The 23,945-nt window shown below is 69.2% G+C and carries 27 protein-coding genes; 3 read left to right on the forward strand and 24 right to left on the reverse strand.

The window, feature by feature from the left end:
• Position 1: 1 nt before the first annotated feature.
• The 4 genes from ACFXIV_RS11445 to hemL all read right to left on the reverse strand — a co-directional run bounded on the left by ACFXIV_RS11445 (position 2) and on the right by hemL (position 3,856).
• Positions 2-826, reverse strand: coding sequence for a cytochrome c biogenesis CcdA family protein (locus ACFXIV_RS11445; protein WP_379399603.1), 825 nt, complete (start codon positions 824-826; stop codon positions 2-4).
• A 5-nt stretch (positions 827-831) separates the two neighbouring features.
• Positions 832-1,467 carry a TlpA family protein disulfide reductase gene (locus ACFXIV_RS11450; RefSeq protein ID WP_379399542.1) on the reverse strand — a complete coding sequence of 212 codons (636 nt, stop codon included), beginning with the start codon at positions 1,465-1,467 and terminating at the stop codon, positions 832-834.
• A complete protein-coding gene (locus ACFXIV_RS11455; RefSeq protein WP_354847158.1) occupies positions 1,464-2,069 on the reverse strand; it encodes a histidine phosphatase family protein in 606 nt (201 codons plus the stop codon). Before ACFXIV_RS11455 ends, ACFXIV_RS11450 begins: the two co-directional genes overlap by 4 nt.
• Before the next feature lie 449 nt (positions 2,070-2,518).
• Positions 2,519-3,856: a glutamate-1-semialdehyde 2,1-aminomutase gene (gene hemL / locus ACFXIV_RS11460; protein WP_379399543.1), complete on the reverse strand. Its 1,338-nt coding sequence runs from the start codon at positions 3,854-3,856 to the stop codon at positions 2,519-2,521.
• Positions 3,857-4,370: 514 nt separating this feature from the next.
• On the opposite strand from hemL, the gene ACFXIV_RS11465 reads away from it, so the two are divergent.
• Positions 4,371-4,754 carry a hypothetical protein gene (locus tag ACFXIV_RS11465; RefSeq protein WP_379399544.1) on the forward strand — a complete coding sequence of 128 codons (384 nt, stop codon included), beginning with the start codon at positions 4,371-4,373 and terminating at the stop codon, positions 4,752-4,754.
• A gap of 103 nt (positions 4,755-4,857) precedes the next feature.
• Here the strand turns inward: ACFXIV_RS11465 and ACFXIV_RS11470 are convergent, their stop codons facing one another.
• The 5 genes from ACFXIV_RS11470 to hemB form a co-directional block, all read right to left on the reverse strand.
• Positions 4,858-5,082: a hypothetical protein gene (locus tag ACFXIV_RS11470; protein WP_379399545.1), complete on the reverse strand. Its 225-nt coding sequence runs from the start codon at positions 5,080-5,082 to the stop codon at positions 4,858-4,860.
• A gap of 82 nt (positions 5,083-5,164) precedes the next feature.
• Positions 5,165-5,401, reverse strand: a complete 237-nt coding sequence (locus tag ACFXIV_RS11475; protein WP_379399546.1) for a hypothetical protein — start codon at positions 5,399-5,401, stop codon at positions 5,165-5,167.
• Positions 5,401-5,967, reverse strand: coding sequence for a hypothetical protein (locus ACFXIV_RS11480; RefSeq protein WP_379399547.1), 567 nt, complete (start codon positions 5,965-5,967; stop codon positions 5,401-5,403). The genes ACFXIV_RS11475 and ACFXIV_RS11480 overlap by 1 nt, the downstream gene beginning before the upstream one ends.
• Positions 5,968-6,244: 277 nt before the next feature.
• The gene (locus ACFXIV_RS11485) at positions 6,245-6,757 is read right to left on the reverse strand and encodes a hypothetical protein (protein ID WP_379399548.1); all 513 of its coding nucleotides are present in this window, start codon (positions 6,755-6,757) and stop codon (positions 6,245-6,247) included.
• A gap of 22 nt (positions 6,758-6,779) precedes the next feature.
• A complete protein-coding gene (gene hemB, locus ACFXIV_RS11490) occupies positions 6,780-7,757 on the reverse strand; it encodes a porphobilinogen synthase (protein WP_364620156.1) in 978 nt (325 codons plus the stop codon).
• Between the two features lie 208 nt (positions 7,758-7,965).
• Here hemB and ACFXIV_RS11495 point away from each other — a divergent pair, with 208 nt between their 5' ends.
• The gene (locus ACFXIV_RS11495) at positions 7,966-8,286 is read left to right on the forward strand and encodes a hypothetical protein (RefSeq protein ID WP_354846878.1); all 321 of its coding nucleotides are present in this window, start codon (positions 7,966-7,968) and stop codon (positions 8,284-8,286) included.
• A gap of 66 nt (positions 8,287-8,352) precedes the next feature.
• Here ACFXIV_RS11495 and ACFXIV_RS11500 read toward each other — a convergent pair whose 3' ends face one another.
• The 6 genes from ACFXIV_RS11500 to ACFXIV_RS11525 form a co-directional block, all read right to left on the reverse strand.
• A complete protein-coding gene (locus ACFXIV_RS11500) occupies positions 8,353-8,604 on the reverse strand; it encodes a hypothetical protein (protein ID WP_379399549.1) in 252 nt (83 codons plus the stop codon).
• A gap of 185 nt (positions 8,605-8,789) precedes the next feature.
• Positions 8,790-10,352 carry a uroporphyrinogen-III synthase gene (locus ACFXIV_RS11505; protein WP_379389237.1) on the reverse strand — a complete coding sequence of 521 codons (1,563 nt, stop codon included), beginning with the start codon at positions 10,350-10,352 and terminating at the stop codon, positions 8,790-8,792.
• On the reverse strand, positions 10,349-11,413 hold the full coding sequence (gene hemC / locus ACFXIV_RS11510; protein WP_379399550.1) for a hydroxymethylbilane synthase: 1,065 nt from the start codon (positions 11,411-11,413) through the stop codon (positions 10,349-10,351). Before hemC ends, ACFXIV_RS11505 begins: the two co-directional genes overlap by 4 nt.
• Positions 11,410-12,798, reverse strand: coding sequence for a glutamyl-tRNA reductase (locus ACFXIV_RS11515; protein WP_379399551.1), 1,389 nt, complete (start codon positions 12,796-12,798; stop codon positions 11,410-11,412). The genes hemC and ACFXIV_RS11515 overlap by 4 nt, the downstream gene beginning before the upstream one ends.
• On the reverse strand, positions 12,795-13,559 hold the full coding sequence (locus ACFXIV_RS11520) for a redox-sensing transcriptional repressor Rex (RefSeq protein WP_379399552.1): 765 nt from the start codon (positions 13,557-13,559) through the stop codon (positions 12,795-12,797). Before ACFXIV_RS11520 ends, ACFXIV_RS11515 begins: the two co-directional genes overlap by 4 nt.
• A 323-nt stretch (positions 13,560-13,882) precedes the next feature.
• The gene (locus ACFXIV_RS11525) at positions 13,883-14,143 is read right to left on the reverse strand and encodes a glutaredoxin family protein (RefSeq protein ID WP_354846896.1); all 261 of its coding nucleotides are present in this window, start codon (positions 14,141-14,143) and stop codon (positions 13,883-13,885) included.
• 183 nt (positions 14,144-14,326) lie between these two features.
• Here ACFXIV_RS11525 and ACFXIV_RS11530 point away from each other — a divergent pair, with 183 nt between their 5' ends.
• Complete coding sequence (locus ACFXIV_RS11530) at positions 14,327-15,277, forward strand: HAD family hydrolase (protein WP_379399604.1); 951 nt, start codon at positions 14,327-14,329, stop codon at positions 15,275-15,277.
• Between the two features lie 82 nt (positions 15,278-15,359).
• Here the strand turns inward: ACFXIV_RS11530 and ACFXIV_RS11535 are convergent, their stop codons facing one another.
• The 9 genes from ACFXIV_RS11535 to ACFXIV_RS11575 form a co-directional block, all read right to left on the reverse strand.
• Positions 15,360-16,379, reverse strand: coding sequence for a lysophospholipid acyltransferase family protein (locus ACFXIV_RS11535; RefSeq protein ID WP_379389234.1), 1,020 nt, complete (start codon positions 16,377-16,379; stop codon positions 15,360-15,362).
• Positions 16,376-17,407 carry an NAD-dependent epimerase/dehydratase family protein gene (locus ACFXIV_RS11540; protein ID WP_379399605.1) on the reverse strand — a complete coding sequence of 344 codons (1,032 nt, stop codon included), beginning with the start codon at positions 17,405-17,407 and terminating at the stop codon, positions 16,376-16,378. The genes ACFXIV_RS11535 and ACFXIV_RS11540 overlap by 4 nt, the downstream gene beginning before the upstream one ends.
• A 227-nt stretch (positions 17,408-17,634) precedes the next feature.
• The gene (locus ACFXIV_RS11545; protein WP_003402602.1) at positions 17,635-17,736 is read right to left on the reverse strand and encodes a 30S ribosomal protein bS22; all 102 of its coding nucleotides are present in this window, start codon (positions 17,734-17,736) and stop codon (positions 17,635-17,637) included.
• Positions 17,737-17,928: 192 nt separating this feature from the next.
• Positions 17,929-18,171, reverse strand: coding sequence for a helix-turn-helix domain-containing protein (locus tag ACFXIV_RS11550; RefSeq protein WP_045437601.1), 243 nt, complete (start codon positions 18,169-18,171; stop codon positions 17,929-17,931).
• A 212-nt stretch (positions 18,172-18,383) separates the two neighbouring features.
• Positions 18,384-19,202, reverse strand: a complete 819-nt coding sequence (gene proC, locus ACFXIV_RS11555; protein ID WP_379399553.1) for a pyrroline-5-carboxylate reductase — start codon at positions 19,200-19,202, stop codon at positions 18,384-18,386.
• Positions 19,203-19,287: 85 nt separating this feature from the next.
• Positions 19,288-20,184, reverse strand: coding sequence for a thioesterase family protein (locus ACFXIV_RS11560; protein ID WP_379399554.1), 897 nt, complete (start codon positions 20,182-20,184; stop codon positions 19,288-19,290).
• A gap of 99 nt (positions 20,185-20,283) precedes the next feature.
• Positions 20,284-21,204 carry a sugar phosphate isomerase/epimerase family protein gene (locus ACFXIV_RS11565; protein ID WP_379399606.1) on the reverse strand — a complete coding sequence of 307 codons (921 nt, stop codon included), beginning with the start codon at positions 21,202-21,204 and terminating at the stop codon, positions 20,284-20,286.
• Between the two features lie 22 nt (positions 21,205-21,226).
• Complete coding sequence (locus ACFXIV_RS11570) at positions 21,227-22,951, reverse strand: hypothetical protein (protein ID WP_379399555.1); 1,725 nt, start codon at positions 22,949-22,951, stop codon at positions 21,227-21,229.
• On the reverse strand, positions 22,948-23,940 hold the full coding sequence (locus ACFXIV_RS11575; RefSeq protein ID WP_379389230.1) for a hypothetical protein: 993 nt from the start codon (positions 23,938-23,940) through the stop codon (positions 22,948-22,950). The genes ACFXIV_RS11570 and ACFXIV_RS11575 overlap by 4 nt, the downstream gene beginning before the upstream one ends.
• Positions 23,941-23,945: the final 5 nt, after the last annotated feature.

A 23,945-nucleotide genomic window follows, 5' to 3' on the forward strand; every position in this document is an offset into this window, starting at 1 on the left:
GTCAGATCGGCAGGGTCACATTCGAGACGAAGGCGTCGCGGACCCAGGAGACGAACTGGTCCCACGCCCCGGTCACCAGGGCGATACCGACGGCCACCAACAGCAGACCGCCCATCACCTGAATGGTGCGGGAATTACGGCGCAACCAGCCGACGCCGCGCAACGCGGTCGCCGAGCCGAAGGCCAGGATCACGAAGGGCAGGCCCAGGCCCAGGCAGTAGGCCACGATGAGGGCCACGCCGCGGACCGCGGTGGTGCCCTCGGTGCCCGCCGACACCGCCATCACGCCCGACAGCGTCGGACCCAGGCACGGTGTCCAGCCGAGCGCGAAGACCGCGCCCAGCAGCGGAGCCCCGATGAGGCCGCTGAGCCGGCGCGGCTCCATGCGGGTGTCGCGCTGCAGCGCCGGAATGAGACCGATGAACGCCAGGCCCATCACGATGGTCACCACGCCGCCGATGCGCTGCAGCAGATCACGATTGACGTTCAGCACCTGGATCGCGCCGAACACCGTCGCCGAGGCCAGTACGAACACCACGGTGAAGCCCGCCACGAACAGGCCCGCCGCACCCGCCACCCGCAGGCGCGCGGAATTGCGGCTCGCCACCGCGGTTCTGGTGGTCTTGGCCGATTCCACCGTCACCGGCGGGGCCTCCGCGCCCACCACACCGGCCAGGTACGACAGGTAGCCGGGCACCAGCGGCACCACGCACGGCGAGGCGAACGACACCAGACCGGCCAGCATGCACGCGCCCAACGCCAGCAGCAGTGGTCCGGTGGCGGCGGTCTGCTGGAACGAATCCCCCACGCTCGCCAGGTAGGTCACGTGGTTCACGCCTGCTCCTGCGCGAGCTTGTCCACCACCGGCTGCAGGTCCTCGGCCAGCAGGGCGCGCAGGAACACCGCCGCCACCCGATGCTGCTTGTCCAGCACGATGGTGGTGGGAATGACGCTGGTGGGGAACTTGCCGCCGAGCGCGAGCAGGCTGCGCATGGACGGGTCGTAGATGGAGGGGTAACCGACCTTGTTGTCGGTCACGAAGTCCTGGGCCTTGTCCTTCTGGTTGTCGCGGACATTGATGCCGAGGAACGCGACACCCTTGTCCTTGCTCGCCTCGTAGACCTGTTCCAGCGCGGGCGCTTCCGCGCGGCACGGGCCACACCACTGGCCCCAGATATTGACGACCACGACCTTGCCGGGGAAATCGTCCACCGACGTGGTCTTGCCGTCGTGCAGCAGATCCGGGCCGGACAGCTTGCCGATGGTGCCGCGCGAGGACGGCGGATCGTAGAAGATCTCGGTCTTGCCGCCCGGCGAGACGAAGTCGAAGGTGCCGCCCTGGGCCACCGCGTCCTTGCCCGCCGTCGAACACCCGGCGAGCACGGCCACCACACTCACACCGGCCAGCAACGCCGCGACCCGGCGCAGCGGGCGGCGGGCGGGCCGGGACGCGATGGCGCGGCTCATGCCCCGGTCACCTTGGGATCCGAGGCGCCCGCCGGCTCCGAGTAGACGATGTCGATCAAGGTATCGCCCTGGTAGACAAGCGAAGTCAGCGAGGCGAGCGAGCACTGGCGGTGCCGCGGGTCATGCCACAGCCGCTGCCCCTGCAGGAAGCGGCGCAGCGTCCAGACCGGCAGCTGATGCGAGACCAGCACGGCCTCCCGGCCGGCGGCCTCCACCCGCGCCTTGTTCACCGCGGCCAGCATGCGGTGCGCGATCTGCAGGTACGGCTCACCCCAGGACGGCGTGAACGGGTCGCGCAGTTTCCACCAGTGCCGGGGCTTGCGCAGCGCGCCGTCCCCCGCCGAGACCCGCAGCCCCTCGAAGGTATTGCCGGCCTCGATCAGATTGTCGTCGGTCCGGATCACCAGACCGTGGCCCGCCGCAATGGGATCCGCGGTCTCCTGCGCCCGCTGCAGCGGCGACGCCACCACCAGCGCGATGTCATGATCCGCCAGCGACCGCGCCACGGCCTGCGCCTGCGCCCGTCCCGTCACCGACAGCTGGAACCCGGGCAACCGGCCGTACAGGATGCCCTTGGGATTGTGGACCTCGCCGTGCCGCATGACGTGCACGATCGTCTCGAGATCGGCCGCCACGTCACCCGGCAGGATCAACCCGCCCGTGGTGCCGGAGGCCGCGTCGGCACCGGCGGCAGCCGCATCCGAATCGCCCGCGGCCGCGGCCGCGAATACCGTGCCCGATTCACCGGATTCACCCGCATCGGGATCGATCTCGACCACGATCTCGGACGAGAACGACGCAACCGGAGCAGCGGATTCACCCGCATCGGAGTCATCCGGATCCGTTTCGGACCCGGCGGTTGCGCCGGAATTGTCGGATTCCATTGGGGCGGAAACGGGTTCGGCCGGGGAGACGGCGATGTGTTCGCCGGTTTCGGCCAGTTCCTCTTCGGCCTGACGGATCGAGTCCAGGAGGCGGGTGGCCTCGGCGGCGGAGAGGGGAACCTCGTGCTGGGTGGGTGCGGGTAGGCCGGAGTCGGGGTGGGCGGAGCTCACGCGGCGGATCCTTCGGGGGTGGCGGCCGCCGCGGCGCGCGCGGCGGCGGGGAGGGCGGCGGCGATGCGGTCGAACGCGTCCTCGTCGAGGGCGGCCGAGACGAACCAGGCTTCGAAGGCGCTCGGCGGCGCGTACACACCGGCATCCAGCAGCGCGTGGAAGAAGGCTGGGAAACGCCAGGTTTCGCTCGCCTTGGCGGCGGCGTAGTCGGTGACCGGGTTCTCGGCGAAGAACACGCTCACCATATTGCCCGCGAATTGCACCCGGTGCGGGACGCTCTCGGCGGTCAGCGCCTCGGTCATGAGCGCGCCCAGCCGCTCGGCGTTCTTGTTCAGCGTCGCGTACACCTGCTCGTCCGCGGCGCGCAGCGTGGCCAGACCCGCGGCCACCGCGACCGGGTTACCCGAGAGGGTGCCCGCCTGATAGACCGGACCCAGCGGCGCCAGGTGATTCATGATGTCGGCGCGCCCGCCGAACGCCGCGGCCGGCAGGCCACCGCTCATCACCTTGCCGAAGGTGTAGAGGTCACCGGCCACGCCGTCGATGCCGAACCAGCCCGAGTGGCTCACCCGGAACCCGGTCATGACCTCGTCCATGATGAGCAGCGCGCCGTGCTCGGTGGTGAGCCGGCGCAGCCCCTCGTTGAATCCGGCGACCGGCGCGACCGCGCCCATATTGCCCGCCGCGGCCTCGGTGATGACGCACGCGATCTCACCCGGGTAGGCGGCGAACGCGGCGGCCACCGCGTCGAGATCGTTGTAGGGCAGCACGAGGGTGTCGGCCGCCTGCGCACCGGTGACGCCCGGCGAGGTCGGCAGGCCCAGCGTGGCCACGCCCGATCCGGCGTCGGCCAGCAGCGCGTCCACGTGCCCGTGGTAGCAGCCGCTGAACTTGATGATCTTGCCGCGCCCGGTGAAACCGCGCGCCAGCCGGACCGCGCTCATGGTGGCCTCGGTGCCGGAGTTCACCAGCCGCACCCGATCCACCGGAGCGACCCGGCCCGCGATGGCCTCGGCGAGCTCGATTTCCGCCTCGGTCGGCGCGCCGAAGGACAGCCCGCCGGTGGCCGCCCGCTGCACCGCCTCGACCACTGCCGGGTGCGCGTGCCCGAGAATCATCGGGCCCCACGAGCACACCAGGTCGACGTAGTCGTTGCCGTCGGCGTCGGTCAGCGTGCAACCGCGCGCGGAGGCGATGAACCGCGGCGTGCCGCCCACGGAGTTGAACGCACGCACGGGCGAATTCACGCCACCCGGGATGACCGCCGCGGCGCGTTCGAAAAGTTGGGCTGAGACCGGGACCGACACCTGGCTCGCACGCGGAGAAGAACTCACGGCACCCAGTCTCTCAGCCGCCCCTGCCCTCGTCGACGACAGGGTGTAGTCGAGTGGCCCTTCCCACAGCCAACCCGCCATCCTCGCACCCCGATACGAACACCGCATCCCGAAGGCGGCCCGGCCGCCCACCCCGGCACCCGAGCCCTCGCTACCGATACCGCCTCCGCCGAACTCCCCGAGGCATCGGCCGAACGATGGGGCGACCCGAGCGCGACGATGGTGAACGGCCTGGTGCCGGGTCCGCGGGGTGCGGCGCGACCGTCAACCGCTACCCGGCACGCAACTACCTATGGCGGTTCAACCGCGAGCTGCCGGGCATTACATACCCGCGGGTCCTCTCCCAGCCCGCAGCCGCGGGACTCCGAATTGCAGTGCGCGGACTCCGATGTGGGCTCACTGGGACGGTGGGGCAACACGCCGGAGTCCAGTTTCGTACAACGTTATTCGCTACACGTTTGCTAGTGCGTAATGTCTCGAAGCAGGAGACGGCTTGGGAGAGAGGGCGGGACGTATGCGGGTCGTTCGAATCGGGGTTGGGATCGTCGCGGTGACGGCCGGGCTCGCCGCCGGGGCCGGCGTCGCGGCAGCGGCGGAGCCGGTGGTGCAGGTCGATCAGGGGCGGGTGGGGGTGACACTGTCCCACAGTGAGACCGCCGCGCTGGCCGATGGTCCCGTGCCCGCGGTGATCAGCATGGTCGTGCCGCTGAACCGGATGGGGGCGGGCCTGCGGCCCGACACCGGCATCTACAAGGACGACAAGGGTGGCGTGCACGCCTCGCTCCGGCAGGTGATCGCGGAGGCCGCCGATCATCCAGACGGCAACGTCGCGATCTTCCTCGATCTGCCGGGCAGCCGGAGCGGACGTGTGCTGGATATTTACCAGAACTGGGGCTGAGGCTTTCGCATCAGCGGGAGCCCAGCCCTCGCGTAACCGGGGCTGACACCTTTTTCCGCAGCGGAGACGGCGGCGCGGTCTGCGGTCGCGCCGCCGCGACCCGTTACGGGAGCGGAATCCCCAGGCAGAACGCCGCCCATCCGGTGGACAGCAGGCAACTCAGCTGGGGCGGTAGTAGTTCTTGCCAGGACAGCGCGACCGGGTGTGACCGGTAATCCGGGACGGCATCGACCGGAGCGGCGGCGGCCGGAGCCACCGCCACGACGCCGACGACCCCCGTGGCCAGCACCGCGGTGGCGATGCGTTTCACGAGATCTGTGCGCTTCATGCCCATGATTCTCCGCGACCGCCCGGACGCCTCCAAGGCGAATCCGGACTTCGCACCCCTCGAGCAGCGTGTCGCGAAAAGCTCAGCGCGCGAGCCGAACCGCCCGCGCCACCACGTCGATCAGCGCCAGCCCCGACATGATGGCCAGCACCGCGCACCCCGCCAGCCAGGGCCCGATGTACCGCGTCGCGGTGAACGCGGGTACCTCACCCTGCGGCTTGAAGACAGTGGTCCGAATCCCGTTGTGCCAGCACCACACCGCCGCCACCACCAGCACCGGCACCAGCACGAATTCGGCGAATACGGTCAGCCATCGCATCACAGCGCTTCCTTCCGCTCGTCGTCCGACCCGCGCTCGTCATCGGTTCCAGGCTCGTCATCGGTGCCGGGGTCGCCATCGGTACCGGGCGCCCGCTCCAGCGCGGCAGTCAGCTCGGCGCGCAGCGTGACGTGATCCCGCGCCCACGCCTGCACCAGCCGCCCGTCGGTCAGCTTCAGCCCGATTCCCTTGCGCCGCCGCGGTACTCCGGTCAGCTCGCCCAGCGCCCGCGCCGACTGCCAGTCCTCATACTCCCAGGACTCGTCGTCTTCCTCCGGCAGCACCTCGGCGATGTCGCGCAGCGGCACCACCTCCGTGCCCTCGCGCAGTTGCTCCGGCGTCAGCTCGACACTGATGTGCCGCTTGCCCGCCACCACCTGCAACCACACGAATCCGGCCAGCAGCACCGCGCAGAAGACCAGCCCGAACCAGTGGATGGCGCCGCCCCGGATCAGCTCGATGACCAGGATGATCGCGCACAGCGCGGGTCCGTAGGCGATGGTCCGCCAGCGCGCACCGGGCTCGGAGAACAGCACGGCCCCGGGGGTGTTGATGGCCTCACTCATAGGTCGAGCGTAAAGATCGTGGATTCGCTCAGCGGGCCAGGCCCGGAATCAACAGCACGGCGAGGGTGAGCAGCCCGAACAGAAACAGCAGACTCAGCACCAGCACATCGCGCCGCAGGCTGTGCGGCTGCTGGATCACCACTCGCATCGTTGCCTCCGCCTTCCCGGAGCCGAACGCGCCATAACACAACGTATGACGACCGGCACCCGGTTCCCGAATTCTCTGTGACTGCCCTCACCATACCCGCTAGTACGCTTGTCACAAACTCAGGCGTTCCTACTGCGGTCCTGGACGGAAGAAGGCCTCGGATTCGCTTCGATAGCACAGGAATACGGCCCCGCCCGCCAGCACCGCCGCCACGATTCCGGCCCCGCCGGCGACCAGCGCGGCCGCACCCTCCTTGATCCCGATGCCGAACAGCGTGCCCGCCGCGCCGAGCACCAGGAAGACGCCGAATCCGGTGAGAAGCCCTCGCGCCCAGGCCTTTCCGCGTCCCAGCTGGTACACCACGGCCACTCCGGCGCCGGTCAGCACCAGCCAGAACACGCCGACCAGGATGAACACGATCGCCATCCAGGCCTGCACCTGTGCCAGCGTCACGGTCGGCTGCTGCTCCTTGACCTGGTCGAACATTTGCTGCGCCAGATCCTGCCGCTGCCCGAACTGCGTCACCAGCGAGGCGATCAACTGCACCAGGCCGACAGCGAATGTGAGGTACCAGAGTTGGCAGGCGGTGCGCACGTCTTCCGGAGCCGGGCGCGAAATACCCGGCGGGACCATCGGATTCACGATCGGAGCTACTCGGCCACGCTCACGACAGCCAGTGCGCGGCCTCGGTGGCCCAGTAGGTCAGCACCATGTCCGCGCCCGCGCGCCGGATGCTGAGCAGCGACTCCAGCACCGCGCCCTTGCGATCGATCCAGCCGTGCTGGGCGGCCGCGGTGATCATGGCGTACTCACCGGAGATCTGATAGGCCGCCACCGGCACCGTGGAGCGGTCCGCGACCTCGCGCAGAATGTCCAGATACGACATGGCGGGCTTCACCATGACGATGTCCGCGCCCTCGAGCAGATCCAGCTCCAGCTCACGAATTGCCTCGCGGCGGTTCGCCGCATCCTGCTGATAGGTGCGCCGATCCCCCTGCAGCGAGGAGCCGACGGCCTCCCGGAAGGGACCGTAGAAGGCCGAGGCGTACTTGGCCGCGTAGGCGAGGATGCCGGTGTCGGAGTACCCGGCGTCGTCCAGGCCCGCACGGATCGCGGCCACCTGGCCATCCATCATGCCGCTGGTGCCGAGCAGGTCCGCGCCGGTTTCGGCCTGCGCCAACGCCATTTCGACGTAGCGGGTCAGCGTGGCGTCGTTGTCGACCGCGCCGCTGTCGTCGAGCACACCGCAGTGGCCGTGGTCGGTGAACTCGTCGAGGCAGGTGTCGGCCATGACCACGGTCGATCCGCCGACCTCGTGCACCAGCGCGCGCAGGCCGCGGTTCAGGATCCCGTCCGGATCGCTGGCTGCACTGCCCTGCGCGTCCTTGTCCTCCGGCTTGGGCACGCCGAACAGCATGAGCCCGCCCACGCCGGCGGCCACCGCCTCCACGGCCGCCTTCCGCAGCGAGTCCATCGAGTGCTGGAAAACGCCTGGCATGGAGGAGATCTCGTGCGGTTCGCCGATCCCGTCGGCGACGAACATGGGCAGAATCAGATGCCGCGGCTCCAGGCTGGTCTCGGCGACGAGCCGACGCATGGCGGGAGTACGGCGCAACCGCCGAGGGCGGTCCATTCCGGTCATGTTCGCATGATATGCCCGCCCTTCGACCCGGGTGCGCGCGCCTCCGCGGCCGGGCCGCGCCGCACCGTCACGGCCATCGGGTCGCATCGCCAAAGTCATTGTGAGCAGCCGATTTTGTCGGTGGGGACGAGTAGAATCGAAGATGTGTTCGAAGGAGTCGCGCCGCCGATGCGGGGTGCGGATCCGGATCGCGACGGGAGGAATGGTCGTGCTCGCAGCTGTTACCAGCATGTCCGACAAGGTGAACCGGGCCGGCGAAGTGCCGAAGAAGGGGGACGTGATCGATCACGCGTGGCGGCCGCTGTCCAAACAGCCGCTGCCCGCAGGGCGGCCGCGGTCGTGGTACATCTCGCACAATCGCAGGTTGAAGGCCATGCGGCTGGCCATCGCGCTACTGGACTCCGGATCCTTCAGCCCGGATCAGGCCACCAATGAAAACATCCGCCACACAGCGGAAGTCATCGGCGTGCACCGGCCCTCGGACGCCACCTGCCGCATGGTCCGCCGCCTGATGGCAGCGCAACGCTGACAACGGTGGAGGCTCTCCGAGGCCGCGCAAGAGACTTCGGAGAACCTCCGCCGCGCACGGCGGCAGCTAGGAGACCAGGCAGCCGGTGCCGGTGGTGCCCGGGGTACCCGAGCCGGTGGTCAGGCACTTCAGCAGGAATTGCAGCGTGTTCACGGCCGCGCTACCGGAGCTGGTGGCATCGATCGGTGCGACCGCGGTGGTCTGAACCGCGGCCGGGGCCTGCTCCAGCGGTACGGGCGCCGCCGACGCCGCGGCCGGGGACAGCACCGCGAGGGTGATCCCGGACATCGCGATCAGGCCGACTGCCGTGCGCTTCATAGACGTTCACCTTTCGAAGATCGAATGCTGAACGCAGCGTATGCATTTCGGGTCGAAATGAAACGCCAGCATTTTCATGGGCATACGCCCAGCGAACGCGAAATGCCACGGGCCCCGCATCATTGGATGCGGGGCCCGGTTCCGGCCGGCGAACACGGCGATACCGCCGGGCCCGGCCGCGAGCGCTAGCGGCTGCGGCGGCTCTTCTTGCGGGGCGGGGGCAGCAGGCCCTCGGCGCGCAGATGGGCGGCGTGCTCGGCGAGCGCCTCGACGAGCGGGCCGACCTGGGCGATTTCGGGCTGCACGTCCACGCGCAGGCCGAATTCGATTGCGGTCTCGGCCGTCTTGGGGCCGATGCAGGCCACGATGGTGCGGGCGTGCGGCTTGCCGGCGATGCCGACCAGGTTCCGGACGGTGGAGGACGAGGTGAACAGCACCGCGTCGAAACCGCCGGTCTTGATCATTTCGCGGGTCTCCGCGGGCGGCGGCGACGCACGCACGGTGCGGTAGGCGGTGACGTCGTCGATCTCCCAGCCGCGGTCGCGCAGGCCCTCGGCGAGGGTCTCGGTGGCGATGTCCGCGCGCGGCAGCAGCACCCGGTTGACCGGGTCGAAAACGTCGTCGTAGGGCGGGAAGTCGGCCAGCAGGCCCTCGGAGGACTGCTCACCGCTGGGCACCAGCTCCGGGTTGATGCCGAAGGAGCGCACCTTCTCCGCGGTGGCCTCACCGACGCAGGCGATCTTCACGCCGCTGAAAGCGCGGGCGTCCAGGCCGAATTCGCCGAACTTCTCCCACACCGCCCGCACCGCGTTGGTGGAGGTGAACACCACCCACTGGTAGCGGCCGTCGACCAGACCCTTGACCGCGCGCTCCATCTGCGCCGGACTGCGCGGCGGCTCGACCGCGATGGTCGGCACCTCCATCGGGATGGCACCGTGCATGACGAGCTTCTCGCTCATCTCACCGGCCTGCTCCTTGGTGCGCGGCACCAGCACGGTCCAGCCGTACAGGGCCCGCGACTCCCACCAGGAGGTCTTGGCGCGCTTCTCGACCTCCTTGCCGACCGTGACCACCAGCGGGCCGACCAGTTCGGAGGCGGCATTGTTCAGCGTCGCCAGCGTGGCGTCGATGGTGCGCTGCTGCCGGGTGGTGCCGCGCACGGTCACCGCGACCGGGGTCTGCGGCGCCATGCCGTGCTCGACCAGCGCCGACGCGGTCTCGGCCAGGTGCCCGGAGGTGGCGTGCAGCACCAGCGGACCCGGCGCGGCCGCCACGGCCGCCCAGTCCACCTCGCCGCGCACATCCACCTCGGTGTGGCTGGAACCGATTTCGATGCCCGCGTAGGCGGGGACGGTGGTGCCGGCCGAAAGCCCCGGCAGCACCTCGAAGTTCAGGTGCGAACGGGTGACGGCGTTGATTTCGTGGATGACCGAATCGGTGGTCATCGGGTCGCCGGAGACCAGCCGCACCACGTCGGAACCATTGCGCGCCTCGGCGATCAGCGTCTTGGCCACCTCGGCGGCGTCACCGAGCGCGGGACGCACGTCGACGGGACGGGTCCCGTCGGGGTTCTCCTCGACCGCGGTGCCGATCAGGGCGAGCACGCCCTTGTCGACATCGGGATCGGTGAACGCCAGCGTCGCCCGGCCGAGCACCTCGCGGGCCCGCACGGTGAGCAGCGCCGGGTCACCAGGCCCGGACCCCACGAAAAGGATCCGACCGGGATTCTTCTTCGTCACTCGGCTCATCGTTGGTTCTCCATTGGGCTGGGATTGCTGTCGTCGGTGAGCTCAGCGGGCTCCTCTGTGACGCTGAGCAGGTCGCGCGCCCCCAGCTCCAAGAGCTCGCGCGCCAGTGCCCGACCCAGGTCCGCGGCATCCGCGACCGAGCCGACCACTGAAGCCCGGATCACATCCGAGCCGTCGATCGCCGCCGCGCAGGCGCGCAGCGACAACTCCTCCACCACCCGGCCGTCGTCGTCGAGCGATTCGACGACCTCCGCCAGCGCACCGATCGGTGCGGTACAGCCGGCCTCCAGTTCGGCCAGCAATGCCCGCTCCGCGGTGATCGCGGCACGGGTGCCGAGATCGTCGAGAGCCGACAGGATGGTCACGAGTTCGGTATCGGCGCTGCGGCATTCGACCGCCAGCGCGCCCTGCGCCGGGGCCGGCAGCATCTGCACCGGTTCGAGCGATTCGGTGACGGCGTCGAGGCGGTCGATGCGGGCCAGCCCGGCCCGCGCCACCACGACGGCATCCAATTCACCGGAAGTAACTTTGGAGATGCGGGTGTCGAGATTGCCGCGCAACGGCACGATCTCGATGCCCAGGCCCAGCGCCTTCAACTGCGCGGACCGGCGCGGCGCGGAGGTGCCGACCTTCGCGCCCGCGGGCAGCTCACCGAGCACCAGGCCGTCACGCGCCACCAGCGCGTCGCGCGGATCCTGGCGGGCCGGGATGGCCGCGATGTCGAAGCGCGGATCCTGCGCGGTCGGCAGGTCCTTGTAGGAGTGCACCGCGATGTCGACCGTGCCCGCGGCCAATTCCTCGCGCAGCGCGGCGGTGAAGACACCCACCCCGATCTTCTGCACCGGATCGGTGGCGTTCTGGTCACCGGCGGTCTTCACGATGACCAGCTCGGCCTGCTGGCCGTTGGCGATCAGGGCGTCGCGCACATGCCCGGCCTGGGTGAGGGCCAGCAGACTGCCGCGGGTACCGATGCGCCAGGGCGCCTCGACGGTTCCGCGGCCAACAATCCGCTCCGTGGAGGGGACGGTTGTTTCGTTCTCGTGCACCATTGCTCCGGTCATGCGGTGTGCCCCTGTTCGTCGCCCGGGTGAGCGGCGGTGAAATCGTCGGCCAGTTCGCCCTGCAGGGCGGAAATCTCCATCGGCGCGGCAACCGCTTGTGCCGCACCGGGTTTCAGTTCGAAAAGCTCGCGCAGCGCCTCGGCGTAGCTGTCGCCGCCGGGCGTGGACGCCAGCTGTTTGACCCGCACCGTCGGCGCGTGCAGCAGCTTGTCGACCACCCGTCGCACGGTACGGGCCACCTCGTCGCGTTCGGTGGATTCGAGTCCCGGTAGTCGGGAATCCAGCCGGAGCAGCTCGGCCTCGACCACGTCGGCGGCCATCTGGCGCAGCGCGGCCACGGTCGGGGTGACCTCGGCCATGCGCTGTCCGGCAAGGTATTTCGCGAGTTCGTCGGCGACGATGGTGCGCGCGGCGGCGGTGTCGTCGGCGGCCGCGCCGGCCGACGGATCGCGCTGCAGCGTCTCCATGTCGATGACGGTCACACCCGGCAGCCCGGCCACCGCGTGGTCCACATCGCGGGGCAGGCCCAGATCGCAGATCACCAGCTCCTCCGAGCCGGTCTTGGCGGCCAGCGCGCGATGCACGTCCGCCAGCGTCACCACGGCGCCGACCGCGCCGGTACAGGTGACGACCACATCGGCGGCGGCCATCGCCTCGGTCAGCCGGTCCATCTCGATGGCCTCGGCCGCCACGCCGTGCATGGTGGTGGCCGTATTGGCCAGGCGCTGCGCCTTTTCCAGCGTCCGGTTCACCACCAGGATCTTCGCCGCCCCGCCGCGTGCCAGCTGCGCCACCGCGAGCCCGCCCATGGCGCCCGCACCCAGCACCAGCGCGGTGCGGCCCGCCAGCGGACCCAGCACCATGCGCGCGCGATCCAGCGCGACCGACACCACCGACGCGCCCGCGCGGTCGATCCCGGTCTCGGAGTGCACCCGCTTGCCCACCCGCAGCGCGTGCTGGGCCAGCTCGTGCAGGGTGCGCCCGGCGGCCTGCTGCGCGTCGGAGGCGGCGTAGGCGGCCCGGATCTGGCTCAGCACCTGCTGCTCGCCGACCACCATGGAGTCCAGGCCCGAGGCCACCGCGAACAGGTGCTCGGCCGCGGCCTCCGCGTAGCGCACGTACGCGTGCTTGGTGAGCTCCGGCAGCGGCAGACCCGAATGCTTGGTGAGCAATTCGCCGATCTCGCCCAGCGCCGGGTGGAAGGCGTCGACGACCGCGTAGACCTCGATGCGGTTACAGGTGGAGACGATCATCGCCTCGGAGACGTGGCTGGAGGCCAGCATCTTGTCGGTCAGCTTGGGCCGGTCGGTCTCCGTGATGGCGATCTTCTCGAGCACCGACACCGGTGCGCTGCGATGCGAGATCCCGACGAGAAGCACACTCATGGCTGGACCACCGCTCCCTTGCTGGTTGTCATCGGTACCCGGGGCATCAGGCTCCCGGCGGCCGCGCTCATCGCTTCCTCTGCGGCCGATTCCGCGCTGCGGGCCCGCTCGAACGACAGCAATTGCATCTCCACCGCGAGATCGACGCGCCGCACCTCGACGGTGGCGGGCGCCTCGAGCGCCAGGGCGGAGAAGCTCAGAATGCACTGCATGCCGGCCTCGACCAGCAGATCGCAGACGCCCTGCGCAGCCGCGTCCGGCACCGCGATGACGGCGATGGTGGGCTCCAGAGTGTCGACGGCATCGGCCATTTCGGTGACATCGCGAACGACCAGTCCGCACACCGTCGTGCCGATCACCGCCGGATCGTTGTCGAACAGCCCGACCATGGCGAACCCGCGGCGGCGGAAACCGCCGTAGCCGACCAGCGCCCGGCCCAGATGACCGGCTCCGACCAGCACCACCCGGTGCCCCTCGGACAGGCCGAGCACATCCTCGATGCGGTCGCGCAGCTTGATCACGTCATAGCCCACGCCGCGAACGCCATTGGGCCCCAGGAAGGAAAGATCCTTGCGTAACTTCGCCGAACCGACACCCGCCGCGACAGCCAGTTCCTCACTCGATACGATGGCTACACCGTCGTCGGCGAGTACGGCGAGCACGCGGAGATAGGTGGCCAGCCGGGCCACCGTGGCCTGCGGGATGTCCTTCTGCAGAGCCTTGGAGACGCCAGTCGGCGGCGTCTCGTGCTGCTCTGTCACGTCGCTTGCGCTCCTCGTCCGGCCGGGGGTGAGTGTCCGGGTTCTCTTGTCGACCCGACGCCGGGAGACCGTCGCGGTCCTTGCAGGCGAGGTCGAGTCAGGTTCAGGGGGTCGCTTCCGCTGCCCGAGAAGGCGGGTCGCGTGCCACCACCGTAACCGCTTGTGAAGCCCTGCACAAAGTCGGTGAATTCAGTCACTTTGCGGCGGGCTCCGGCCCCGGCTTCATTCAACCCTCATCAGCGCGAACCCGCTACGCAACACACCGGTGGGAAGGGGTGAAGGAGGCCCGCCGTCACGAACCCCCGAAAAGCCCCTATTGCGCCTTATTTCGCGAGGTCGGCACGCAGTCGCGGCTCGTCCACGTCGAAATAGCTGTGCTCGCGCCCATCCAGTAGCACGACCGGCAACCGGTCGCCGTATTCGGCGCGCAGGCCCGGATCGGTGGCGGCGGCCTCGTCCACGTCCACGGTCGCGACCTCGATGCCGAACTCGGCGCAGATCGGCCGCAATTGTTCCAGTGCCGTGTGGCACAGGCCGCAGCCGCTGCGGGTCAACAGAGTCACAGCATGTGTCGAATCGCTCATAGCCACCATCTAACAACTCTCCGATATGTCGTTCACCGTCTACGTTGCGGCCACCCCCGGGCGTTACTGTGGACTTGTTCGCGCTAACAGGCGGAGGTACTGGTGCCGGAACGTTCGAAAGAGCAGGGGACGGGCTTCATCGCGGGCCGCTTCGGTGAATTCCCGGCGCGCTGGGGTCAGGGCCTGCAGGACCTGCAGGATCAGTTCACCCGCATCACCCGCAGTCCGTTCGGTCCCAGCGAGGAAGAGGTCCGGGCCAACCTGGCCGGCGAGGCCAGCGCCGACGCCGCCATTGCCCTGCACGACGCCGAACTCGCGCTGCGGGACGACGGCATGCCGCCCCTCGCGGTCCCCCGTGACCTCACCGCCGCCGCCTTCTTCGATGTCGACAACACCATGGTGCAGGGCGCCTCCATCGTGCACTTCGCCCGCGGGCTGGCCGCACGCAAGTACTTCAAGACCTCCGACCTGGTCGATATGGCCTGGAAACAGGTCAAATTCCGGGTCACCGGCAAGGAGAGCCACCAGGATATGGCCTCCGGCAAGGAGAAGGCGCTCTCCTTCATCGCCGGCCGCCCCACCGCCGAACTCGCCGCGCTCGGCGAGGAGATCTACGACGAGATCATCGCCGACAAGATCTGGCCGGGCACCCGGGCGCTGGCCCAGATGCATCTCGACGCGGGCCAGCAGGTGTGGCTGGTCACCGCCACGCCGGTGGAGCTGGCGCAGGTCATCGCCAAGCGGCTGGGCCTGACCGGCGCGCTGGGCACGGTCGCCGAGAGCGAGGACGGCGTGTTCACCGGCCGCCTGGTCGGCGACATCCTGCACGGGCTGGGCAAGGCGCACGCGGTGCGCACCCTGGCCATTCGCGAGGGCCTGAACCTCAAGCGCTGCACCGCCTACAGCGACAGCCACAACGACGTGCCCATGCTCTCGCTGGTCGGCACCGCCGTGGCCATCAACCCGGACGCGGACCTGCGCGAGGTCGCCAAGAACCGCGGCTGGGAGATCCGCGATTTCCGCACCGGCCGCAAGGCCGCGAAAGTCGGTGTGCCCACCGCCCTCGCACTCGGCGCGGCGGGCGGCGCGGCCGCGGCCGTGCTCTCGCGTAAGCGGGAAGCCAAAGCGAGCTAGCTCTCGGGCAGTTTCGCCAGCACATAAAACGACCGGCCCGCTCCATTTCGGAGCGGGCCGGTCGCAAATATGTGCGAAAGAACTAGCCGGTGAACGGATTCCGGCGTTTGATCAGATTCTTGTACAGCGTCCCCTGAATGGTTTCGCGGACCTGATCGGTGACTTCGAACATCGTCATCGGATCATCCGCATCCGCCGGTTCGTATCCGGCGGTCGAAATCGGCTCGCCGAATTCGATGTACCACTTCGACGGGAAGGGAATGGCACCGAGCGGACCCAGATGCGGAAACAGCGGCGTCACCGGGAAATACGGGATACCGAGCAGGCGGGCCAGCGGCTTCAGATCGGCCAGTTTCGGATAGATCTCCTCCGAACCCACGATGGAGCACGGAATGATCGGCACGCCGGTGCGCACCGCCGCCGACACGAAACCGCCACGGCCGAAACGCTGCAGCTTGTACCGGTCCGAATACGGCTTGCCGATGCCCTTGTAGCCCTCGGGGAACACGCCCGCGACTTCGCCCGCGCGCAACAGCCTTTCGGCGTCCGCCGGGCAGGCCAGGGTGTGCCCGGCCTTGCGGGCCAGCCCGCCGACGATCGGCGTCTCGAAGATCAGATCGGCGGCCAGGATGCGCAGCGCCCGCTGCTTGGGGTGCCGGTCGTGCACGGCCAGCTGCAGCATCAGCCCGTCCAGCGGCACCGTGCCCGCGTGATTGGCCACGATGAGCGCGCCGCCCACCTCCGGAATGTTCTCGATGCCCGACACCTCGACCCGGAACCACAGGTCCGACAGCGGGCGCAGCATCGGGAGGATCACCGATTCGAGAAGGTGCTCGTCCAAACCGAATTCGTCGACCTGATAATCGCCGGTCAGGCGGCGGCGCGCGAAGTCGGCGGTGTAGCGGACCCCGTCCGCAACGGTCCCCCGGATCAGGTCGCCCAGCGACTTGGGCTGGCGCGCTTCGGCTTCGGCGAGCCGGTCGGTCAGCGAGGTCACCGGGGTGAGCGCCGGTTCCCCCACCGGCCACGCCCGGGACGGCCGGCTGTGCCGCGTCTCGAAGTCCACGTCGTGAAGTCGAATCACCTTCGCTACATCACTCATTGGTGTGCTCCCGTCCCGGCCCCGAGCAGGCCGAGAAGTTTGTTTTCTGCGGCGTCGATCCACGCAGGATCGATCACGGGCCGCAACGCTGCGCCCCCTATGAAGTCGTCGAACGCCTGCACCGTGGTCCAGCGCGGCTGGAAGCCCAGTTCGGTGCGCATCCGGGTGGTGTCCAGACCACACCCGAAATGGAAGTAGTCGATCTGCTCCGCGGTGAACTCCCGCATGACCGGGCCCATCACGGTCCGCCCGACGGTGCGGAAAACCGCGTACGGGACCGGCAATTCGACCCGCCCGGCCCGGCGGATCGCCTGCGACAGCGCCATCGCGCCGTCACCTGCCACATTGTAGGTCCCGCCCGGAGCCGTCATGGCCCCGTGGACGAGGGCGGCGATGCCGTCCTCCTCGTGCAGCAGCTGCATGCGCGGATCACGCCCGAGGATGGTCGGGGTGATCGGCGAACGGAAATACTGCACACCGCGTTTGGCCAGCTGCGGCCCCACGATCGGCGGAAAGCGCAGAATCGCCGCCGAGATATCCGGCCGCCGCCGGGCCAGCCCGCGGACGAAGCCCTCCACCTCGATCATGTCCCGGGCGAACCAGCCGCGCGGCGGCGTGCGCGCGCTCATTTCCTCGGTGAATTTCACCGGGTCCTTGGCGCTGCACCCGTAGACGGCGGAGGAGGACCGCACCACCACCCGCCGCACGCTGGAAGCCTTGCGGCACACCGCGAACAACTGCATGGCGCCGAGGACGTTCATGTCCTTCATGGCGGCCCGGCCGCCACCCGAGGGCGGGCGCGACAGTGCCGCGGGATGCACCACCGTATCCACCTGATTTCCGTCGATAACCTTGCGGATCAACGGATTACGAATATCGGCGCGCACGAATTCGGCGCGGCCCATACGGCGCAGCAGCTCCCGGCTGGGCTGTTTGGCGTCCACGGCGATGATGCGTTCGACGGCCGGGTCGGCCGCCAGCCGGGCCACCACATTGCCGCCGAAGAACCGGCTCGCACCGGTCACCATCACCACCCTGGGCGCCTGCCCGTCCCGAGTCCCTGCCACTCCGGATCCCACTCGCAGCCCCCATGTCTTGAAATATCGCCGCTGTGTTATTCCCGCGCTCCCAGAGTAACCGGCCAGTAGGGACCATCCGAAGGGTATTAACCAGGATCTAACGATGACTTCAATCACCTGTGAAAAACGAAAGCCCGTCACCTGAGGTGACGGGCTTCCAGCTACGACACAGCGGCTTACTTGCCGAGTTTGCGCCGCTGAACACGCGTGCGGCGAAGCAGCTTGCGGTGCTTCTTCTTCGACATGCGCTTGCGGCGCTTCTTGATCACAGAACCCATAGGGTTGTTCCTCGCGTTCTCTCGGGTCATCCCCGCTTCCGCGGGGTGCACACTGTCTGACCCTGCACAGTCCCTACCCGATACGGGCCGAATGGACCCGGCGGCACCACCGGCACGTACAGGATGCCGGTCCATGCTACCGGGCCACTCTCCGGCGAACGAAACGGGTGGCCGATCGGTTATCCGGGTGTACTACCCCGCGTCGAAGTAGGACGTCTCCAGATAGTCGTGCACCGCCTTGGCGTGTACCCGGAAGGAACGCCCCACCCGCACCGCGGGCAGCTCTCCCGAATGCACCAACCGGTACACCGTCATTTTGGATACCCGCATCAGATTCGCGACCTCGGCGACGGTGAGGAACTGAGTTCCTCCGCCGATGACGGATCCTGCATTGATTGGGCTGTTTCCGGACCTCGCTTGGCTGTTTCCAGACATCATTGCGCCACTGACCTCCGGCACGTCCGCGCCGCCGGCTTCCCCACCGGCGGAACAGACACGCACGTGCTCCTTGAAGCTTAGCGGGACCAGTGGGATTGCTGCGACGGGTGTGAGAAATCAGCCTTTGCTGTGGCGAGTCGGCCTTCGGCAGCAAACTAGCAACCGAGCAGTATTTGAATGCGGGGAGCGCACTCGCCGCACCATCAACGTTAGTCCGCGATCACGCCGAGTTCGGCGGAACGGCGTTTTGCGGCGTCCAATGCATCGTGGAAAGCCGAGCGCACCGCACCCCGCTCCAGCGCCCGCAGGCCCGCCGCGGTGGTGCCCGCGGGCGAGGTGACGGCCGCGCGCAATTCCGGAGCAGACTGCCCCGACTCCTCGAGCAGGGCCGCCGAACCGAGCATCGTCTGCGTCACCAGCTGGGCGGCCACATCGCGGCTCAGACCCAGGCCCACCGAGGCGTCGATCATGGCCTCGACGATCAGGAAGAAGTACGCCGGGCCCGAACCCGACACCGCGGTGACGGCATCCATCTGCGATTCGGCGACCGTCACCACCTTGCCCACCGACTCCAGCATCTCGGTGACCAGGGCCAGCTGCTCCTTGCGGGCGTAGCGGCCGGGCGCGATGGCGCTCATGCCCTGGCCCACCAGCATCGGCGTGTTCGACATGACCCGCACGACCGGGAAGCCGGCGGGCAGCCGGGACTCCATGCGCGCGGTCGGCACGCCGGCGGCCAGCGACACCAGCACCTGATCGTGGTCGTCGCCCAGTTCGGCCTTGCCCAGCTCGGCGACCACGGCGTCCACATCGTTCGGCTTCACCGCGATCACGATGAGATCCGCGGACTTGGCGGCATCGGCGATGTCGTCGGTGGCGCGAATCCCGAACCGGTCGGCCAGCATTTCGGCCCGCGCCGGCACCGGCTCCACCACGACCAGATCCTTGTTCGCCCGCCCGGACTCGAGCAGACCGGCGATCAACGCCTCCCCGATCCGACCCCCACCGATAACCGCAATCCTCGTCATGAGGATCAAGGCTAGCTGTCCCGCCTATCCGGGCCTTCAGCGCACAGCCGAGGAGCGTTGGCGTTGGGAACCCGTGCCGGCGGGGTCAGCGGGGTTGAGGGATGAGGGCTAGTTGGCGACTCTGGGCGACGATGGCGCCCGTCGAGTCGACGACGAGTTGGTCCTCGTCGAACATGCGGTTGCCGACCTCGCGGCTGTGGGCGATGACGCGGAGCCAGCCGGGGGCCGGGCGGCGGCGCAGGTAGGTGGTGAGCTGAATCGTGGGGGCCCAGCCGAAGTGGCCGAGGTTCATGGGGACCGGGGGGCTCATGTCGGCGGCCATCAGGGCGAAGAAGGCGGCGACGTCGGGGTCCTGTTCGTCGCCCTCGAAGGGGCGGATCCAGAGGCGCAGGCGCGGTTCGGATTTCTCGCCGGCGAGGAAGCGGGCCCAGGCCGGGTCGATGGCGACCGAGGAGCCCTGGGCGACGTGGACGATCTTGCCCATGGGGTTGCGCTCGTCGTAGGCGAGGGCGTCGGCGGGCGGTTCCGCGGGCATGTCGCCGGCGTGGTCGGCGGCGTACTGCGGGACGGCGTCGTCGAGGTGGCCGAAGGTGAAGGCGGTGTGGACCAGGGTGCGGCCGTCCTGGATCAGGCCGGCGTCGATGAGGGCGATCTGGCGGCCCAGCTTGCGGGTGCGGACCTCGTACTCGACCTCCCCGGGGACGGGTGCGCCGAGGAAATCGGTGCTGGCCGAGATGGGGAACATGGCGGCCTGCGTGGGCGCGGTGCGGCGCAGCCATTCGGTGGCGGCGGCCGCGCTGCCGGCGACCATGGTGCCGCCGTGCAGTTTGTCGCCGATGGTCCAGGTGGGTTCGATCAGGCCCGCGTAGCGGCCGAGCCCGGGAGTCTCCGCCTCGACCTCGGTCAGCGCGCAGACGCGGCTGAACGGCGCGTTCGCCAGTTCGCTCGCCGATTCGAGATCGACGGTCAACTCCGTTGTCATCCGCTGTCCTTCCACTGTCGCGGTTTGTACAGCGTAAACGGACGGTCGGATCTTTCCGCCCCAGCGGTGGGATGAATCACGCAACCCCCGCCGAGGCTCTCAGCCGCGGTGGGCGACGGTCGGTTCGGGGGTGGGGGCGGGGGTGAAGGGGTTGAGGTGGGTGCGGGCGAAGGTGAGCGCCCGGTTGAGCATGGCGGCCCGGTCCATGGTGGTGCGGGCCATCTGGGTGTTCACCTCGATGACGGCCTGGCCGTCGAAACCGTTGTGCACCAGCATGTCGCAGAGTTCGGCCACCGGCTGGGTGCCCTCGCCCGGGATCAGGTGCTCGTCGGTGGCGGCGCCGCGGCCGTCGGCCAGGTGCAGGTGGGTGAGACCGGAACCCATGCGGCCCGCCAGGACGCGCGGATCCATGCCCGCGGTGGCGGTGTGCGAGGTGTCGAGGGTGTAGTGCCGGAAGCCGACGTCGGTGGGGTCGAAGGAGGGGCTGAAGGTGGTGATGGAGGGGCCGGGGCCGCCGCGGCGCTGCAGCCGCTCGATCGAGCTGCCGCGGAACAGGGTGTCGGCGCGCATCGGGAACATGTTCTCCACGGCCACCGCGACCGGGCTCGAATTCTCCAGTTCGGCAACCTGTTTCGCGAAGCCGTCGGCGTAGCGGCGCTGCCAGCGGAAGGGCGGGTGCACCACCACCGTGGCCGCGCCCAGCGCCTCGGCGGTGTGCACGCTGCGAGTGAGTTTCGCGATCGGGTCCGACCCCCAGACCCGTTGCGAGATCAGCAGGCACGGCGCGTGCACGGCCAGCACCGGCACATCGTATTTGTGCGCGAAATGCTGCACGGTCGAAATGGACTGGCTGGCGGGCTCGGCCCACACCATGAGTTCCACGCCGTCGTATCCGAGTTCGGCCGCATAGCGGAAGGCGGCCTCGGTGTTCTCCGGATACACCGATGCGGTCGAGAGCCCGACCCGGACTTCCTTTCGCCCCGCCCGGTCCTCGGTGCTCGCCCCCTGCGCTTGCACGATGTTCCCCACTGCTGCTCCCTGCTCAGTTCGTACTGAGTAGAAAGGCTAGCGGTCCGAGCGTCACGAAGACGCCTACGACGACGGCAATCACAGTGCTGAAGATGTCATCGGTGCGGCGCAGCACCCGCACCAGGGCGACCAGGCCGAGAATCACGATCATGGCCAGGGCCAGGGCCACCCACGGGAGCATTTCCCACATGCGTTCGAAGCCCTTGAACAGCAACATGCCCGCGACCGCGGCGCCCACACTCTGGCCCGCGATCATCAGCCATTGCCGGCGGTGCTCGTCGTCGTCGGAGCGGGCCGCGGCACGCGAGCGGGCCGGGGCGCCGCGGGTGCTCCTGCTCTTGCTCTTGCGGGCGAAGGAGCCGGCCTTCTGCGTGAGCGCGGAAAGCCGTCCGCCCAGCGACGTCTCGGGCTCGTCGTCGTCATAGTCGTCGTAGTCGTCGAACGGCTCGTAGAAATCGGTGAGGTGGTCGTCGGGCTCCGGCTCGGGCGCCACCGCACGGCCGCGCCCGCCGCCGGGACGTTTGCCGGCATTTCGCGAATTCCGTTCCGCGCGTTGATCGTCGCGCTGCTGGGCGTCGCGGAGCAGATCACCTGCCACCGATTCCCCGGAGAGCAGCTGCTGATCGGAGTGGGCCAGCGACGACCACGCGGCGGTCGGCACCGCGGCCTGATCCTGGCGGTCGCGGACGGGATCGGCGTCGGGTCGTCGGTGCGCGGACCATTCCGGAAGTCCGTTGGCCGCGCCGTGGTCGACGCCGCCGCGGCGGTCGACGGCCGGGCCCTGGGGGGCATTCTGGACCTGCGATTCCGCGTGCCGGCGCGCCGAGCGCGACATGGGCGGCGCGGCGGGCGCGGCCTGCGGCGGCTCGAAGGGCGGCCGATCCTGCCCGGGGGTGCGCGGTAGCGGTTCGGGTCCCGGCACCGGCGACCACGCGGGGGCGGCCGGCTGGAACTGGGTGCGGGCCGGGTCACCGAAGGGCGGCTGATCGTCGTACGGCGGCCGGTCGTCGAAGGGCTGGCGGACCGCGGGATTGAACTGGGTGCGTGCGGCCCCGTCGGCGGGCTGGCCGGTGTCACCGCGGAACGGACGCACCTCGTCGGTGTTCTCGTCGTCCGGGTCGTAGCGGCGCCGGCGACCGCCCTCGCGCGGCGCGGCGGGCGGGGCGGGAGGTTCGATGCCCGGCAACCGGCCCAGCGCGACATCGGAGTCCAGCGGGTCCGGCTTGCGGCGGCGGCCGCCGCTCGGGCGGGCCTCCGGTAGCGGGTTCTCGGTCGGCGGCCAGTCCAGACCGGCGGACCAGTCCTGGGACGGCTCCGCTACGGACGGCGGCTGCGGGGCGGGGGCCAGCGGGTCGTAGTACGAGATCGGCCCGGAGAGCGGCGAATACGCGGGGTCCGGATCGGGTACCGCGTCGTACTGTGAATAGTCCGGCTTGCCCGATGCGGCGGCTACCAGGTCCGAATAATCCGGAAAGCTCGAATAATCAGGATGATTCGAGAAGTTCGAAGAGTTTGAATAGTCCGATTCGATCGGGGCGGGCTCGGCCACGTCCTCGTCCGGCACGGCGTGTGAGGACGATCCCGCGCTCACCACCGGAATATCACCGGTCAGTTCCGCGACGGAAATGCCACGGCCGCTTCGACGTCTGCGCCCGCCGCCGCCTGCGGGGGCCCCACTCTGCTGGCCGTTCCGCGCCAGTAGCTCGGCGACGGACAGCTGGCTTGAATCCTCGGTCATCGAGACACCGTTTCGATCGGGCCCGACAGGCCACTGTCGGGGCCGCCGGTAATCGGTTCGCTATCCAGGTCGGTATCCAGTTTGCGCAAGATCAATCCCTCTCGCAGTGCCCAGGGACAGATTTCGAGCGTGTCCAGGGACAGAGCCCGCATACTCGCCTCCGCGACCAGCGCACCGGCCACCAGTTGCTGTGACCGATCAGAACTTACGCCTTCCAATTCTGCCCGGTCGGCGGCCGTCATTCTCGATATGAACGCAATCAGCTGCCGCAGGCCGGAACTGGTGAGAGTACGCCGCACCCGGGGTCCCGCAACAGAGGGGGCGGCGCCGGTCAGCCGGGCCAGCGAGCGGAAGGTCTTGGAGGTGCCCACCGCCAGATCCGGGCGGCCCACCTCGAGCAGCTGCTTGCTGGGCAGCACGAGCTCGGCGTCGAGCCAGTCGCGCAGCACCGCGACCCGGCGCTTGCCCGGCGGATCGTGGCGCAGCCAGTCGCGGGTCAACCGGCCCGCGCCCAGTTGCAGCGAGAGCGCCACATCCGGCACCTCGTCCGCGCCGTTGCTCATCTCGAGCGAGCCGCCGCCGATGTCCAGATTCAGCATCCGCCCGGCGCTCCAGCCGTACCAGCGCCGCACGGCGAGAAAGGTGTGTCGAGCCTCATCGACACCGGTGAGCACCTTCAGATTGACTCCGGTCTCGCGCCGCACCCGGGCCAGCACCTCGTCGGAGTTGGTGGCCTCGCGGACTGCGGAGGTGGCGAACGCCATCAGCTCCACGCAGCCGGAAGTCTTTGCGATACTTGCGAATTCGGCTACCGTCGCGGTCAGCCGCGCGGCGCCCGCGGACGTGATCCGGCCCTGGTCGTCCATGTTCTCGGACAGCCGCAGCGCCGACTTCGTCGAACTCATAGGCATCGGGTGTCCACCACGATGCGCGTCCACCACGAGCAGGTGGACGGTATTGCTTCCCACATCGAGTACACCGAGACGCACAAGAA

Origin of the sequence: Nocardia sp. NPDC059236 (assembly GCF_042754085.1) — a bacterium.
Classification (GTDB): domain Bacteria; phylum Actinomycetota; class Actinomycetes; order Mycobacteriales; family Mycobacteriaceae; genus Nocardia.

What these genes read in the sequence shown, in the direction of transcription:
- ACFXIV_RS11450 (WP_379399542.1), bottom strand. Translation starts at nt 1,467, where the DNA reads ATGAGCCGCGCCATCGCGTCCCGGCCCGCCCGCCGCCCGCTGCGCCGG.
- ACFXIV_RS11470 (WP_379399545.1), bottom strand. Translation starts at nt 5,082, where the DNA reads ATGAAGCGCACAGATCTCGTGAAACGCATCGCCACCGCGGTGCTGGCC.
- hemC (WP_379399550.1), bottom strand. Translation starts at nt 11,413, where the DNA reads ATGACCGGAGCAATGGTGCACGAGAACGAAACAACCGTCCCCTCCACG.
- ACFXIV_RS11475 (WP_379399546.1), bottom strand. Translation starts at nt 5,401, where the DNA reads ATGCGATGGCTGACCGTATTCGCCGAATTCGTGCTGGTGCCGGTGCTG.
- ACFXIV_RS11525 (WP_354846896.1), bottom strand. Translation starts at nt 14,143, where the DNA reads ATGAGCGATTCGACACATGCTGTGACTCTGTTGACCCGCAGCGGCTGC.
- ACFXIV_RS11480 (WP_379399547.1), bottom strand. Translation starts at nt 5,967, where the DNA reads ATGAGTGAGGCCATCAACACCCCCGGGGCCGTGCTGTTCTCCGAGCCC.
- ACFXIV_RS11500 (WP_379399549.1), bottom strand. Translation starts at nt 8,604, where the DNA reads ATGAAGCGCACGGCAGTCGGCCTGATCGCGATGTCCGGGATCACCCTC.
- ACFXIV_RS11560 (WP_379399554.1), bottom strand. Translation starts at nt 20,184, where the DNA reads ATGACAACGGAGTTGACCGTCGATCTCGAATCGGCGAGCGAACTGGCG.
- ACFXIV_RS11505 (WP_379389237.1), bottom strand. Translation starts at nt 10,352, where the DNA reads ATGAGCCGAGTGACGAAGAAGAATCCCGGTCGGATCCTTTTCGTGGGG.
- ACFXIV_RS11550 (WP_045437601.1), bottom strand. Translation starts at nt 18,171, where the DNA reads ATGTCTGGAAACAGCCAAGCGAGGTCCGGAAACAGCCCAATCAATGCA.
- proC (WP_379399553.1), bottom strand. Translation starts at nt 19,202, where the DNA reads ATGACGAGGATTGCGGTTATCGGTGGGGGTCGGATCGGGGAGGCGTTG.
- ACFXIV_RS11535 (WP_379389234.1), bottom strand. Translation starts at nt 16,379, where the DNA reads ATGAGTGATGTAGCGAAGGTGATTCGACTTCACGACGTGGACTTCGAG.
- ACFXIV_RS11545 (WP_003402602.1), bottom strand. Translation starts at nt 17,736, where the DNA reads ATGGGTTCTGTGATCAAGAAGCGCCGCAAGCGCATGTCGAAGAAGAAG.
- ACFXIV_RS11465 (WP_379399544.1), top strand. Translation starts at nt 4,371, where the DNA reads ATGCGGGTCGTTCGAATCGGGGTTGGGATCGTCGCGGTGACGGCCGGG.
- ACFXIV_RS11570 (WP_379399555.1), bottom strand. Translation starts at nt 22,951, where the DNA reads ATGACCGAGGATTCAAGCCAGCTGTCCGTCGCCGAGCTACTGGCGCGG.
- ACFXIV_RS11455 (WP_354847158.1), bottom strand. Translation starts at nt 2,069, where the DNA reads ATGCGGCACGGCGAGGTCCACAATCCCAAGGGCATCCTGTACGGCCGG.
- ACFXIV_RS11515 (WP_379399551.1), bottom strand. Translation starts at nt 12,798, where the DNA reads ATGAGTGTGCTTCTCGTCGGGATCTCGCATCGCAGCGCACCGGTGTCG.
- ACFXIV_RS11540 (WP_379399605.1), bottom strand. Translation starts at nt 17,407, where the DNA reads ATGGTGACCGGTGCGAGCCGGTTCTTCGGCGGCAATGTGGTGGCCCGG.
- hemB (WP_364620156.1), bottom strand. Translation starts at nt 7,757, where the DNA reads ATGACCGGAATGGACCGCCCTCGGCGGTTGCGCCGTACTCCCGCCATG.